Raw genomic sequence first — 13,402 nt, forward strand, 5'->3', positions numbered from 1 at the left:
CAGGTCGGCACTCGACCCAGAAGTAGGTGCGACCATCGCCACCACCGCCATCCAGGCAACACTCGGCCCGGTTCGGCAGACCTATGCCGACGCGAAGACGTTCCCTCCCATCGCCAAGGCGTACACCGAGGTCTCGAACGTCGTGAAGGAGACCGGCCTCCTGCGCCGGGCTCCGCTCTTCTATGCCGGCGTCGGGGCGGCCCTGCTCCTCGCGTTCGGCGGGATCGTCACCGGGTTCATCCTGCTGGGCGACACCTGGTACCAGCTCTTCATGGCCGCGGCGCTCGGCATCCTGCTCACCCAGGTGGCGTTCCTCGCCCATGAGGCCGCGCACCGCCAGATCCTGAGCTCCGGCCCGGCCAACGACCGGCTCGGCCGCATCCTGGCCGCCGGCATCGTCGGGATCAGCCTCTCCTGGTGGACCACCAAGCACAATCGGCACCACGGCAGCCCCAACCAGGTCGGTCGCGACCCCGACATCGAGATCGACACGATCTCGTTCACCGAGGAGGATGCGGCATCCGCCCGCGGGCTCCGCCGGCTCATCACCCGCAAGCAGGGGTGGCTGTTCTTCCCGCTCCTCACGCTCGAGGGCCTGAACCTTCACGCGCTGGGGCTCAAGCACCTGTTCTCGCGCGGCGAGGTCAAGGGCCGCTGGACCGAGATCACCCTCGTGTTCATCCGCTTCGCGCTGTACCTGACCCCCCTCTTCCTGTTCCTGCCCGTGGGAATGGCGTTCGCCTTCCTCGGCGTGCAGCTCGCCGTCTTCGGCGTCTACATGGGCGCCTCCTTCGCGCCGAACCACAAGGGGATGCCGATCATCGCTCCGGGCGCTCGGCTGGACTTCTTCTCGAAGCAGGTCCGCACGTCGCGCAACATCCGCGGCGGATGGTGGGCGACCGCCCTCATGGGCGGCCTGAACTACCAGGTCGAGCACCACCTGTTCCCGAGCATGGCGCGGCCGTACCTGTCGAAGGCGCGCGAGATCGTCCGCGATCACTGCAAGGCCCTGGGCGTGCCCTACACCGAGACCAGCCTCATCGAGTCGTACGCCATCGTCATCGCGTACCTCAATCGCGTCGGACTCGCTGCCCGCGACCCGTTCGACTGCCACATGATCAGTCAGTACCGCGCCGTCTGACATCAGACTCACAGAGAAGGCGAGCGGATGCCGAGGCATCCGCTCGCCTTCTCTCTTTCGTGGAGCAGCTCAGGCCGCGACGAGCGTCCGCTCGAGACGCGCGTAGCTGGCCTCCATGCCGTCGGTCATCCCCGTGGCGAGCACCATGTCGCGCGTCTCCTTGTCGGGGTACTCGATGAGGAGGGTGATCAGCGTCGCGCCGTCCTCCTCCTCGAGGTTGAGGTCGTTGAGCGTGGACGGGAAGTCGGTGCCCGTCATGTGCTCGGTCGTGACCGCGCGCCGCGGGGCCTCGGACAGCAGCGTCTCGCCGTCGAAGCCGAAGCGCTCTCCCTCGGCACCGTCGACCGGCGCCCACTCGTAGCGGTAGCGGCCGCCGACGGAGGGGTCGACCTCGCACACCTCGAGGCGCCAGCCGTCGGGTCCGAGCATCCACTGGGTGAGAAGCTCGGGCTCCTGGTGAGCGCGCCAGACGAGGTCGATCGGCCCATCGATGAGACGCGTGATGCGCACGTGCGTGTCGTCCAGGAGCTCGGTCTGCGTGCCCTTGCCGGCGGCGTAGTCGCGCAGGCTCAGGAGCACGCGATCGAGCTGGTCGAGCGCCATCTTCGAGCCCTCGACCATGCCCATCGCGACGACCTGCTCGAGCGCCTCGGCGGAGGTGAAGCGCGTGACGCTCTCCAGCCGCGACCCGGTCTCGGTGGGCTCGAACGTGAGGGTCATGCGCGAGGTCGGCATGTCTTCGCGCACGGCGCCGTTCTCGTCGGCGAACGAGTCGAGCACCGACAGTGAACGTGGGCCGTCGAGCTCGAGGAACTCCCACGTCGCGTGGAACTTCTCGCCCCGCGGGCTGGTCATGTGGTACCGAGCGTGGCCGCCCACGACCGGGTCGAACGCCGTGAAGGTGGCGGGGTATCCGGGCGGGCCCCAGAAGCGCTCGAGCTGGCGCGGGTCGGTGAACGCCTCCCACACCCGCTCCCGCGGAGCGTCGAACTCCGCCCTGAGCGTCATGGTGAGGGCTTCGGGATCGGTGGTGACCTCGGTGACGGGCATGTCATCTTCCTTCTGTGTCGGTGTCGGTGTCGGTGTCGGTTCCGGTGGTGGGTGTGGCGTGCGGTGCGGCAGGTGGCGCCGCTCCCGCGGGGGGTTCAGCGAGGATCGTGTCGAGACGGTCGATGCGGGAGCGCCAGAGCTCCTCGTACCGGGCGAGCAGGGCCCGGGCGCGGGCGATCATGGCCGGATCCGCACGGACGAGGCGCTCGCGGCCCTCGGCGCGCTTGATGATGAGCCCGGCCGCCTCGAGGACGGCGACGTGCTTCTGCACCGCGGCGAACGACATGTCGTAGGCACTCGCGAGTGCCGAGACGGAGTACTCGTTCTCGATCGTGCGGCGCAGGATGTCGCGCCGGGTCGCGGTGGACAGGGCGTGGAACACGCGGTCGATGTGATCATCGCTCAACTCAATTCGTACAACCATTTGGTTGTACGTTACGACTCTGCGGTCCGTTCGTCAACCCCCGCGTCGGACGACGGCGGTCAGGTGGGACGAATGCGGGCGCAGCCGAGTGCGACCGCGTGCGTGCGCGGATCCTCTCCGCGCCTGTTCGGCTCAGCTGTGTTCGGGCGACGGGTCGTCGTCGACGGACAGGGTGTGCCAGGTCGTGAAGGTGAGATCCGATGCCCCTTCGACGTCCCCACCGGCCAGCAGCGCGATGAGCTGCTCGTGACGTTCGAGGGATGACTGGCCGTCCGCGGCGAAGCGCACGCGCTCCGCACGGCGTACGACAGGCCCGAACTGGTCCAGCACCGACACGATCGCATCGTTGCCGAGTGCCGTCACCGGCACCCGATGGAAATCCTCGTCGGCGTCCATCGCCGCGGCGATATCGCCCGCGCTCAACGCCTCCGCGAAGCGACGGTTCGCCTCCCTCATAGGGTCGAGTTCCGCCTCGGTGGCGTTCCCTGCCATTTCACGGACGGCCAGCACGTGCATCGCAGCGACGACGTCTCGGGCGTCGCGGACGGCCTTGGGATCGATGGCGCTCACCGTGGTGGACCGGCCCGGTTTGGTGACCACGAGCCCGCTCGCCGCCAGCCGCAGCAGCGCTTCACGCACGGGCGTCCGGCTGACGCCGAGCCATTCGGCGAGATCCGTGTCCTTCAACTGCTCGCCGGGCAGGAACGTGCAATCGACGATCGCATCGCGCAACCGGCGGAAGACGTCGTCACGCAGGAGCATGCGGTCGACGCCGGCGGCTTGCTGAGGAATCGGCATGCAATATATTGCGCACGCTTTCGGTCCGGAATGCAAGTCGACCAGGCGGCATTGCTTCTCGGCGCCGATGTGCAATATATTGCGTATCGCTGGTGTTACACCGTCACAACAACCCACCCCGGCTCTGCGGAGCCGAATCTGGAAGGAAGACTCATGACAACCACCGAAGAGATCAAGAACGTCGTCCTCGTGCACGGGGCGTTCGCGGACGGGTCGGGCTGGCGCCGCGTCTACGACCTCCTCACCGCGCGCGGCTACCGCGTGTCGATCGTGCAGAACCCGCTCACCTCGTTCGCCGACGACGTCGCCTCGACCAACCGTGTCCTGGACGCCCAGGACGGCCCGGCCATCCTCGTCGGCCACTCGTGGGGCGGCACTGTCATCACGCAGGCGGGTGTGCACCCGAAGGTCGCCGGGCTGATCTATGTGTCCGCCCTCATTCCGGATGTCGGCGAGACCAGCGGGCAGCAGTACGAAGGCTTCGCCGCCACGCCCGAGTTCGTCATCGACGTGACCGGCGACGGCTTCGGCTACCTCAACCGCGACGCCTTCCATTCAGGATTCGCCGCCGACGTGAGCGAGACCGACGCAGCGTTCATGGCCGACAGTCAGGTGCCGGTCAACATGGCCGTCTTCGCCGAAGCGGTCACGGTGGCCGCATGGCGCGACAAGCCGAGCTGGGCGGTCATCGCCACCGAGGACAAGGCGTTCGACCAGGCGATGCTGCAGCACATGGCCAGCCGCATCGGCGCCGACATCACGAACGTCCCGGGCAGCCACGCCCTGTTCATCACGCAGGCCGAGACTGTCGCCGACGTCATCGCCACGGCCGCGAACTCTGCGGCCAAGATGGCGGCCGCAGCCGGCGCTCGCTGAACGAGCCCGCGTCATTCACGCGGGCGCCGAGACGAACACGATTCGGCCGATCGGCCGATGCGGTCCGACCGGGCGGCCGATGCCGCACGGCGGCGAGCGCGCGAGCATCGGAGCATGACCGATCCCTCGCGCGCACGCCGCGCCTGCCGCCCCGAATGGCTCGCACCGGCGGGGCTCATCGCGCTCAGCCTCGTGCCCATGGCGGCGGGCGCTTCCCGACTCACGCAGCTGAGCACCGGCGGGACGGTGACCGCCGAGAACGCCCGCTTCTTCGACTCGCCGGTCCCCGTGATCGCCCACATCGTCGGGTCGACGGTGTTCCTCCTGCTCGGCGCCCTGCAGTTCGCCCCCTCGCTGCGTCGCCGGCGCTGGCACCGGTACTCCGGTCGCGTCATCGCCCCGGCGGGACTCGTGTCGGCGGCATCCGGTCTGTGGATGGCCGTCGCGTACGACCTGCCGGCGAACAGCGGGCCGGGCCTCCTGGCGATCCGCGTCGTACTGGCCTCTGTGATGGCGGGAGGGATCGCGTACGCGGTCGCCTGCATCCGGCGTGGAGATGTGCGCACCCACAGCGCCTGGATGACCCGTGCCTATGCCATCGGTCTCGGCGCCGGCACGCAGGTGCTGACGATCCTGCCGTGGGTCTTCCTCGTCGGCGAGCCCGGCCAGGCCGCGTACACGATGCTCATGGCGGCCGGGTGGGCGATCAACCTGGTGGTGGCCGAGATCGTGATCCGGCGGCGCGCGCGTAGCTCGACGGGACCGGTCCGCGTCGCGAACGGGTCGGCGGGCGCCGCGGCCGCCCGCCTATCATGAGGGCATGACGAGCCCCGTGCGGGCCTGGTGGGACGCCCCGGCCGCGATCCCGCCCCCGCCCCGACGGGTGTGGCGCGACTGGGTGCTGGTGGGTGTGCTCGCGCCGCTCACCTTCGTCGAGGCGGCGCTGCGGCCGGAGGTGCCGTTCCGGTGGCTCTGGGCGGGCGTTCTGCTCGCGCTCGTGCCCCTGCTGCTCTGGCGGCGCACGCATCCCCTCACCACCCTGACGGTCGCATTCGCCGCCGGCTCGATCATCAGCCTCCAGGGCGGCGGCGAACCGGAGCTGTTCACGACGGCGTACTTCCTGATCCTGCTGTATGCCGTGATGCGCTGGGGATCCGGCCGCGCCATGCTCCTGGGCGGCCTGCTCGTCCTCGTGGGATGGCTCACCTCGTTCCTCTCCCGCACACCCACGGCCGCCGACGCGATCGGCGGCATCGCGGTGGTCGTCGCGGTCTGCACGCTGGGCGTCGCATTCCGGTGGCGCTCCCGCGCACGGGCGCGCGAGCTCGATCGAATGCGTCTTCTCGAGCGCGAGCAGCTCGCGCGCGACCTGCACGACACCGTCGCCCACCACGTCTCGGCGATCGCGATCCAGGCGCAGGCGGGAACAGCGGTGGCGGAGACGGACCCGGATGCCGCGGCCCGCGTCCTGCGGGTCATCGAGGGCGAGGCATCCCGCACCCTCGACGAGATGCGCGCGATGGTGCGGGTGCTGCGACGCGAGGATGCCGCCGACCTCTCTCCGCTCCCGGGCATCGGAGAGCTCTCGCGCCTGGCCGAGTCGGTCCCCGGACGCCCGCAGGTGCGCGTGGCGGTGACCGGCGGTGACGAGGCGCTGCCGCCCGCCGTGGCGGCGGCGACCTTCCGGATCGCGCAGGAGGCCGTGACCAACGCGCGCCGGCACGCCCGGCACGCCGCCCGCATCGACGTGGCGGCGACCCACGACGCCGACGGTGTGAGACTCGAGGTGCACGACGACGGGGAGGCCGCGGCATCCGCTCCCCCCGGCTACGGCATCACGGGCATGGTGGAGCGCGCGACCCTCCTCGGCGGCACGTGCGCCGCCGGACCCGACCCCGACGGCGGGTGGACGGTCACGGCCGTGCTGCCCCGGACGGGATGGACCCTGTGAGCGTGCGCGTGCTGATCGCCGACGACCAGGAGCTGGTGCGCACCGGCCTGCGCATGATCCTCGACGCGCAGCCCGACATCGAGGTGATCGGCCAGGCCGCCGACGGCCGCGAGGCGGTGGCCCTCGCGCGCAGCCTGCGGCCCGACGTGTGCCTCTTCGACATCCGGATGCCGGTGACCGACGGCCTCGAGGCGACCGAGGCCCTTGCGGGGCCCGGTGTGGCCGACCCGATCCCGGTCGTCGTGATCACGACGTTCGACCTCGACGAATACGTGTACCGGGCGCTGCGGGCCGGCGCGCGCGGGTTCCTGCTCAAGAACGCCGGCCCCACTCTGCTGCGGGAGGCGGTCCACGCGGCCGCGAGGGGCGACGCGCTCATCGACCCCACCGTGACGGTGCGCCTGATCGAGGCCTTCGCAGGGGCCGCCCCCGCGCCGCGCACCGCCCCGTCCGCACCCCTCACCGACCGCGAGGAGCAGGTGCTGGCCGGCGTCGCGCGCGGCCTCGGCAACGCCGAGATCGGCCGCGAGCTGCACATCTCCCTCAGCACCGTGAAGACGCACATCGCCAGCGTCATGGCCAAGATCGGGGCGCGCAACCGGGTCGAGCTCGCGATGTGGGCGGCCGAAGCGCGACGCGCGAGCGACGGCGCGGCCCGCAACTAGACTTGAGGCGTCCGGCATCCCCCGATTCCTGGAGTTGAGCCGCGTGACCACCCCCTCTCAGACGACCGCTGCCGCCCGCCCGGCGGCCGATACCGTCGAAAACGCCGCCATCACGCCGGAGAAGGAGCAGCCGTACGCGGCGCTCGGACTCAAGGCCGACGAGTACGCGAAGATCCGCGAAATCCTCGGCCGCCGCCCCACCTCGGGCGAGCTGGCGATGTACTCCGTCATGTGGAGCGAGCACTGCTCGTACAAGTCCAGCAAGATCTACCTCCGCAAGTTCGGCGAGAAGGTCTCGGACGAGATGAAGACCCGCCTCATGGTGGGCATGGGGCAGAACGCCGGCGTCGTCGACATCGGCGAGGGCTGGGCGGTCACCTTCAAGGTCGAGTCGCACAACCACCCGAGCTACATCGAGCCGTTCCAGGGCGCGGCGACGGGCGTGGGCGGCATCGTCCGCGACATCATCTCGATGGGCGCGCGCCCGGTCGCCATCATGGACCAGCTGCGCTTCGGCGCCATCGACCACCCCGACACGGCGCGCGTCGTGCACGGCGTGACGAGTGGCATCTCGTTCTACGGCAACTGCCTCGGCCTGCCGAACATCGGCGGCGAGACCGTCTTCGACGCGGTGTACCAGGGCAACCCGCTCGTCAACGCGCTCGCGGTCGGCGTGCTCCGCCACGAAGACCTGAAGCTCGCGAATGCCACGGGCACCGGCAACAAGGTCGTGCTGTTCGGCGCCCGGACCGGCGGCGACGGCATCGGCGGGGCATCCATCCTCGCCTCCGACACCTTCGCCGACGGCGGCCCGACCAAGCGCCCCGCGGTGCAGGTGGGCGACCCGTTCGCCGAGAAGGTGCTCATCGAGTGCTGCCTCGAGCTGTACAAGGGCGAGCTCGTCGAGGCCATCCAGGATCTCGGCGCGGCCGGCATCTCGTGCGCCACCAGCGAGCTGGCCGCCAACGGCGGTTCGGGCATGCGCGTCGACCTCGAGAACGTCCTGCTGCGCGACCCCACGCTCACGCCCGAGGAGATCCTCATGAGCGAGAGCCAGGAGCGCATGATGGCGATCGTCGCTCCCGAGAAGCTCGAGGCCTTCCTCGCGGTCGTGGAGAAGTGGGATGTCGAGACCAGCGTGCTGGGCGAGGTCACCGGTGACGGCCGCCTGCAGATCTTCTGGCACGGCGAGGAGATCGTGAACGTCGATCCCTCCACGGTGGCGGTCGACGGCCCGGTCTACGAACGTCCGGTCGCGTACCCCACCTGGATCGACGCCCTCCGCGACGACTCGGCCTCGGCCCTCACGCGCGACGTCGACGCCGACACGCTGCGGAGCCAGTTCACGCAGCTCGTCGCCAGCCCCAACCTCGCCGACACGTCGTGGGTCACCAACCAGTACGACTACTACGTCATGGGCAACACGGCGCTGTCGTTCCCCGACGACGCCGGCATGATCCGCGTCGACGAGCACTCCGGCCTCGGCTTCGCCATCGCCACCGACTGCAACAGCCGCTTCTGCCAGCTCGACCCCTACGAGGGCGCGAAGCTCGCCCTCGCCGAGGCGTACCGCAACGTCGCCGTCACGGGCGCCGTCCCAACAGCCGTCACCGACTGCCTCAACTTCGGCTCGCCCGAGAACCCCGAGGTCATGTGGCAGTTCTCGCAGGCCGTCGACGGTCTGTCGGACGGATGCCTCGAACTCGGCGTCCCGGTCACCGGCGGCAACGTCTCGTTCTACAACCAGACGGGCGACCAGCCCATCTTCCCGACCCCGGTGGTCGGCGTGCTCGGGATCATCGACGACGTCGCCCGCCGCATCCCGTCGGGCTGGCAGGACGCCGGCGAGAACATCTACCTCCTCGGCGTCACCGCCACCGAGCTCTCGGGCTCGCAGTGGGCGGGCACCATCCACGGTCACCTCGGCGGTCGCCCGCCGGCCGTCGATCTCGGCCAGGAGAAGAAGCTCGCCGAGCTGCTGCACGCCGCGGGCCAGCAGTCGCTCGTGTCCTCGGCGCACGACCTGTCGTCGGGCGGCCTCGCCCAGTCCCTCGCCGAGTCCGTCATGCGCTTCGGCGTCGGCGCGCGGGTGTGGCTCAACGAGATCATCGAGCGCGATGGAGTGGATGCCGCCACCGCCCTCTTCTCGGAGTCCACGGGTCGGGTCATCGTGAGCGTGCCCCGCGAGGACGACGTGAAATTCCGCGGGCTGTGCGAGGGTCGCGGCTACCCGGTGCTGCGCATCGGAGTGACCGACGCGGCCGCGGACGGCGACGCCCCCGCGCTCGAGGTGCAGGGCCTGTTCACGGTGCCCCTCGCCGAGCTGCGCGACCTGTCCACCTCGACGCTGCCCGCCGCCTTCGGAGCGACGGTCGCCGAGCCCGTCGCCTGACCGGCATCCAACTAGGCTGGATCCCATGGCGGCGGACGAGGACGAGTACAGCGGTTTCGACGATGGGCGGCAGAAGCGCATCAAGATCGTCGCGTGGGTGACGATCGTGGCGCTGATCCTCGTCGGCGGCGGCGCGACCGTCTTCGCACTCCTCTTCGGCTGAGCAGGCGCTCAGCAGACTCCCTGCCCGCCGCCGGGGCGACGCGGCTACCATGACAGTGTGGAGACCATCCTCCTGTTCGTGTCGAGCTGGTGGTGGATCGCCCCGGCAGCCGCAGGCGCCGGTGCGGCGACCTACGCCGGCATGACGACGCGCCCGCGACGGGCCCGCAGGCTCGAGCTCGACGCCGCTCGCCACGAGGAGAAGCAGGCCTACCGGAGCCTCGTCGAGGCCAGGGCGGTCCTGCGCGTCGCTCAAGCCGATCTGCTCACCGCGAAGTCGCGGGGCGCCTTCTCGCCCGACGCCCTCGAGGCGAAGCGCGATCTCCAGTCGGCGAAGCAGCGGGAGCGCACGGCATCGCTCGCGCTGCGCGCCAGTCGCTCCCGGGTGAAGGCCGGCTATACGCAGTACCGCACGGCCTCGGCCGGCGAACCTCTCCCGATCGACCGGCTGGCCGCCGTGCACGACGCTGTGAACGCCCGGTGGCTCACATACGAGACCGATGTCGATCTGGCGCTCGCCTTCCCTCAGCTCACCGATGCGCGGAATCCGGCGACGCTCGTGTTCCTCCGCGCCCAGCGCGAGGCACTGGCCAAGCGTCCGATGCTGCGAGAGCGCGCGACACCCCGGCAGTACGCCGAGTACCGGGTGGCGGTCCGCGCGCTCGAAGTCGCGCTGATCGATGCGGAGCGTCAGGCAGGGGTGCACGGAACAACGGCGTCGGCCACCGCGGCGACGGCCGCATCGGTGTCGGCGGCGGCAGTCGCCCTCGCCGATCTCGCCGGCCGGCTCCCGTCACTGATCTCGCGCGCGTACCCGGCACGAGACGCAGCGCCGCCGACCAAGAGCGCACCCTGACCGCTCGCGGCGCGATGCCGCTCTCCGCGGACGCTGTGCGATTGCTGTCGGACCGGTCGCGGCGTTCGCATCGGCCGATACGATGACACCATGCAGCCGATCTTCGACTTCATCGGCAGTTACTGGTGGCTCGCCTTCCCGCTCATGGGCGTCGTAGGCGCGTTCGGCGGCGCCTGGGAGCGCGGGGCCCGTCGTCGCCACAAGCGCCGTCTCGAAGTGCTGCACGCGAAGGCCGAGCTGAAGGCCGCCGCCCGGGGGCAGGCGGTGCCCGCGGCATCCCTCCCTCCCGTCACAGGGGCGACCGCCACGACCGTCGGCGCACCCGGCTCCTCGCGCGAGACGCAGGGGACCCAGCTCGAGCGGCTGTTCGCCACCCACGACGGCGTGACGTCGCGGTGGCTCGACTACGAGCTCGATGTCGCGAAGATCATCGCCTTCCCCGCCATGAGCGACGGGCGCCAGCCCCTCACCGCCGCCTTCCTGCGGGCCAAGCGCATCGCCGACGGTCTGCGTCCGGCATCGACCAAGGCCCGGCTCACGAAGGAGCAGCTCGCCGAGTACCGCAACGCCGTCGCAGACTTCGAGGTCGCCTTCGACATCGCCGAGCGCGACGCCCGCCGGCTCAAGGACTCCAGCTTCAGCGAGGTCGAGCGCAAGCGCCTCGATACCGCGAAGCAGCTGTTGAGCGTCGCGATCGACCAGGCCGCGACACCGGCCGAGCGTCAGCTCGCCTACCGCCGCGTGCGCCAGGAGCTCGACGGGCTCATCTCGCTGTCGGACGAGGCGATCGAGGTGCTCGAGTCGAAGGTGTCGCTCGAGCTCGCCCCGGGAGCCCAGGCCGCGCAGCCAGCGGACGCTCCGAAGGCGACGGATGCCCCGGCCCCCCGCGTCTCGACCACCCCGCCTCCGGCCGCTCCCGCCGGAGCCGGCCGCGCCGCCCCCCAGCCCGCGCCCGAGCCGTTGCCCGCACCCTGGCCGGTGCCCGCCCGCGGTTCCGGCGATACGGCGCCGGGCCGCGTCATCCACCCCAAGTCACACCCCTGACGTCTCGGGCGCCCGGTCGTCGGCATCGTCCCCGGGTTCCGCCCTCCGCGCGCCGATCCAGGCGTCGATCTGCGCGAACCAGTCGAAGAGCCATGCGGTCTGTGCATCGCGATCCTCCGGGATCTCGGAACGGGGAACGCGCCAGGCCCTCATCGTGATGCTCTTGTCCATCGGCAGGCCGAGCCACATGTCGCGCAGGGTCACGAACTGCTCGAGACCCGTGTGCGCCACGAAGACGACATCCGCGTCCGGGGCGGATGAGAGAGCCGCGTGCACGCCGCCGGGCTGCGGCGCCATCACGTTGCGGAGGTCCTCGGCGCGTTCGGCCATCGCCTCCCGCCCGGCATCGCGCAGCCGCGCGATCCGGCTCAGCCTGCGCGTGCGGGTGAAGTTGCCGCCCTCGGGGAAGATCACGAAGGCGTCATCGGCACCGAGACCGGTCGCGAGGTCGGCCAGCGTCTCTTCGACCCGGGCACCTCCACCCGTCGCCGCGCGACCGAACCCCGACGGCACGATGAACCGGGTCGGGATGCGGTGCAGCAGCACATCGACAGCGGGATCCCACTGCATCGTGTACTTCAGGACGATGCGTGGGCGACGGGCGACATCGTTCAGCAGGGTGTGGACCAGGATGAACGAGTCTCCGGGCCCCGCGTGGCGGCTCGCCACCACCACGGGCGCGCCGGGTGCGAAGAGGCGCTCGAAGTCTCGCCGTGCGACCGCTTCATCGCGGCCATCCGAGCCGGCGGTGACGATGGTGAGCCGCAGCAGCCCGTTGAAGACCCAGAACAGCACGCGGAGCGCCCAGCCGCCGAGTCGGTAGTGGGCTCGCTCGAAGGCGGGCGAACGCAGCTTCCAGCCGAGGCCGGAGGCGACCCACACGACGAAGAGCGCGAGGACGAGCAGCGCGTCCCAGACCAGGTAGACGGTGACGAGCAGGACCACGCGGGGCAGCCGGAAGCGCCCCGGCACGAGCGACGTCAGCGCGAGCGCGAGGATCAGCCATGCCGGGGTCAGTACCACCATGAACGCGGCAGCCACGATCACCAGCGGCGCGAGGACGACTCGTCGCACCCAGGTCGGCGGAAGACGCATCACCCCTCCGTCCGAGCGCCACTGCCGAGCTCGCGCTCCGCCAGGAATCCCTCGCTCGCCTGATGGGCCTGATCGATCCGGCGGCGGACGGTCTGCATCCGCCGGTACGACATGAGCGAGTCGTCGCCTTCGAGCCCTCCGCCGCTCGGCATGACGTGCAGCGAGACCCCCGGCGGAAGGGTCGCGATGTCGCGCGCGTACCGGTGGCGTCGGGCGATCTCGAACGCGACCCGGGCGGTCTCGACGGCGGAGCGGGGAACCTGCAGCGCCTGCTCGATCCGACCGACCTGGAGTACGAAGATCGTGTCGGCGCCCGCGGACACAGCCTGCTCGATCGGGATGGAGTTCACGATGCCTCCATCGATGTAGTGCTCCTCACCGATCCGCGTGGGCGGCAGGAGGCCGGGCACAGAGGCGGAGGCCAGAATCGCCTCGACGAGCGGTCCCGACTCGAAGACGTGCTCAGCCGCGCGCTCGATGCTCGCCGCGACCACCTGCAGCCTGACGGGAAGGTCCTCGAACCGCGCATCTGCGCCGAGCGCGCGTTCGAGCAGGTGGCGAAGAGGAGCGGGTGAGTTCAGGTGGGTCTTCGTCTTCACCAGTCGGGTGAACTGCGACAGCAGCGAGTCGCCGTACACCGCATTCGCCTCGGGCGACATCCACGCGTCGAGGAGCGCGTCGATGACGGCGGGTGTGGGGTCGCTCGCGACCAGGGCACCGTTGATCGCGCCGATCGAGGTGCCGACGATGAGATCAGGGCGGATGCCTCGCTCGAGGAGCGCGCGGAGCATGCCGATCTCGACGGCGCCACGCACACCACCGCCGCCGAGGACGAATGCGGTAGACATGTCGAACCTCCCTTCCGTTGCGACGATAGTCCGCCTGCCTCCGGCGGCGATGACCGCGATGCACGGACGGGGTTGACAGGGAGATGCCCCGCGTTGCGCG

At 70.5% G+C, this 13,402-nt stretch carries 14 protein-coding genes; 9 read left to right on the forward strand and 5 right to left on the reverse strand.

The features are described from left to right. Window positions 1–34: 34 nt before the first annotated feature. A complete protein-coding gene (locus tag SOM19_RS00920) occupies window positions 35–1,141 on the forward strand; it encodes a fatty acid desaturase family protein (protein WP_320486637.1) in 1,107 nt (368 codons plus the stop codon). 69 nt (window positions 1,142–1,210) lie between these two features. Here the strand turns inward: SOM19_RS00920 and SOM19_RS00925 are convergent, their stop codons facing one another. The 3 genes from SOM19_RS00925 to SOM19_RS00935 all read right to left on the reverse strand — a co-directional run bounded on the left by SOM19_RS00925 (window position 1,211) and on the right by SOM19_RS00935 (window position 3,413). Beyond that, window positions 1,211–2,191 (reverse strand): SRPBCC family protein, encoded by a 981-nt coding sequence (locus tag SOM19_RS00925; RefSeq protein ID WP_320484675.1) that lies wholly within the window; start codon window positions 2,189–2,191, stop codon window positions 1,211–1,213. 1 nt (window position 2,192) lies between these two features. Beyond that, window positions 2,193–2,615, reverse strand: coding sequence for an ArsR/SmtB family transcription factor (locus tag SOM19_RS00930; RefSeq protein WP_320484676.1), 423 nt, complete (start codon window positions 2,613–2,615; stop codon window positions 2,193–2,195). 132 nt (window positions 2,616–2,747) lie between these two features. Then, a complete protein-coding gene (locus SOM19_RS00935) occupies window positions 2,748–3,413 on the reverse strand; it encodes a GntR family transcriptional regulator (protein WP_320484677.1) in 666 nt (221 codons plus the stop codon). Window positions 3,414–3,566: 153 nt separating this feature from the next. Between SOM19_RS00935 and SOM19_RS00940 the strand changes: the two genes are divergently transcribed. The 8 genes from SOM19_RS00940 (at window position 3,567) to SOM19_RS00975 (ending at window position 11,359) form a co-directional block, all read left to right on the forward strand. Continuing rightward, complete coding sequence (locus SOM19_RS00940) at window positions 3,567–4,289, forward strand: alpha/beta fold hydrolase (RefSeq protein ID WP_320484678.1); 723 nt, start codon at window positions 3,567–3,569, stop codon at window positions 4,287–4,289. A 114-nt stretch (window positions 4,290–4,403) separates the two neighbouring features. Continuing rightward, a complete protein-coding gene (locus tag SOM19_RS00945; RefSeq protein WP_320484679.1) occupies window positions 4,404–5,105 on the forward strand; it encodes a DUF2306 domain-containing protein in 702 nt (233 codons plus the stop codon). 4 nt (window positions 5,106–5,109) lie between these two features. Continuing rightward, window positions 5,110–6,240, forward strand: coding sequence for a sensor histidine kinase (locus SOM19_RS00950; protein WP_320484680.1), 1,131 nt, complete (start codon window positions 5,110–5,112; stop codon window positions 6,238–6,240). Next, window positions 6,237–6,905: a response regulator transcription factor gene (locus SOM19_RS00955; RefSeq protein ID WP_320484681.1), complete on the forward strand. Its 669-nt coding sequence runs from the start codon at window positions 6,237–6,239 to the stop codon at window positions 6,903–6,905. The genes SOM19_RS00950 and SOM19_RS00955 overlap by 4 nt, the downstream gene beginning before the upstream one ends. 43 nt (window positions 6,906–6,948) lie before the next feature. Next, the gene (gene purL / locus SOM19_RS00960) at window positions 6,949–9,297 is read left to right on the forward strand and encodes a phosphoribosylformylglycinamidine synthase subunit PurL (protein ID WP_320484682.1); all 2,349 of its coding nucleotides are present in this window, start codon (window positions 6,949–6,951) and stop codon (window positions 9,295–9,297) included. A 25-nt stretch (window positions 9,298–9,322) separates the two neighbouring features. Further along, window positions 9,323–9,460 carry a hypothetical protein gene (locus SOM19_RS00965; protein ID WP_320484683.1) on the forward strand — a complete coding sequence of 46 codons (138 nt, stop codon included), beginning with the start codon at window positions 9,323–9,325 and terminating at the stop codon, window positions 9,458–9,460. Between the two features lie 57 nt (window positions 9,461–9,517). Continuing rightward, entirely contained in the window at window positions 9,518–10,315 is a 798-nt protein-coding gene (locus tag SOM19_RS00970; protein ID WP_320484684.1) for a hypothetical protein, read from the forward strand. 90 nt (window positions 10,316–10,405) lie between these two features. Next, complete coding sequence (locus SOM19_RS00975) at window positions 10,406–11,359, forward strand: hypothetical protein (RefSeq protein WP_320484685.1); 954 nt, start codon at window positions 10,406–10,408, stop codon at window positions 11,357–11,359. Here the strand turns inward: SOM19_RS00975 and SOM19_RS00980 are convergent. Together SOM19_RS00980 and SOM19_RS00985 are read right to left on the reverse strand one after the other, a co-directional pair. Continuing rightward, window positions 11,348–12,454: a 1-acyl-sn-glycerol-3-phosphate acyltransferase gene (locus SOM19_RS00980; RefSeq protein WP_320484686.1), complete on the reverse strand. Its 1,107-nt coding sequence runs from the start codon at window positions 12,452–12,454 to the stop codon at window positions 11,348–11,350. The two genes, SOM19_RS00975 and SOM19_RS00980, sit on opposite strands and share 12 nt — an antisense overlap. Next, window positions 12,454–13,302 carry a patatin-like phospholipase family protein gene (locus tag SOM19_RS00985; protein ID WP_320484687.1) on the reverse strand — a complete coding sequence of 283 codons (849 nt, stop codon included), beginning with the start codon at window positions 13,300–13,302 and terminating at the stop codon, window positions 12,454–12,456. The genes SOM19_RS00980 and SOM19_RS00985 overlap by 1 nt, the downstream gene beginning before the upstream one ends. Window positions 13,303–13,402: the final 100 nt, after the last annotated feature.

This window comes from Microbacterium sp. CFBP9034 (assembly GCF_034045255.1).
Taxonomy (GTDB): domain Bacteria; phylum Actinomycetota; class Actinomycetes; order Actinomycetales; family Microbacteriaceae; genus Microbacterium.

Coding starts and splice junctions, on each gene's coding strand:
- SOM19_RS00945 (WP_320484679.1), top strand. CDS start 4,404: ATGACCGATCCCTCGCGCGCACGCCGCGCCTGCCGCCCCGAATGGCTC.
- SOM19_RS00940 (WP_320484678.1), top strand. CDS start 3,567: ATGACAACCACCGAAGAGATCAAGAACGTCGTCCTCGTGCACGGGGCG.
- SOM19_RS00985 (WP_320484687.1), bottom strand. CDS start 13,302: ATGTCTACCGCATTCGTCCTCGGCGGCGGTGGTGTGCGTGGCGCCGTC.
- SOM19_RS00965 (WP_320484683.1), top strand. CDS start 9,323: ATGGCGGCGGACGAGGACGAGTACAGCGGTTTCGACGATGGGCGGCAG.
- SOM19_RS00975 (WP_320484685.1), top strand. CDS start 10,406: ATGCAGCCGATCTTCGACTTCATCGGCAGTTACTGGTGGCTCGCCTTC.
- SOM19_RS00950 (WP_320484680.1), top strand. CDS start 5,110: ATGACGAGCCCCGTGCGGGCCTGGTGGGACGCCCCGGCCGCGATCCCG.
- SOM19_RS00935 (WP_320484677.1), bottom strand. CDS start 3,413: ATGCCGATTCCTCAGCAAGCCGCCGGCGTCGACCGCATGCTCCTGCGT.
- SOM19_RS00925 (WP_320484675.1), bottom strand. CDS start 2,191: ATGCCCGTCACCGAGGTCACCACCGATCCCGAAGCCCTCACCATGACG.
- SOM19_RS00980 (WP_320484686.1), bottom strand. CDS start 12,454: ATGCGTCTTCCGCCGACCTGGGTGCGACGAGTCGTCCTCGCGCCGCTG.
- SOM19_RS00930 (WP_320484676.1), bottom strand. CDS start 2,615: ATGGTTGTACGAATTGAGTTGAGCGATGATCACATCGACCGCGTGTTC.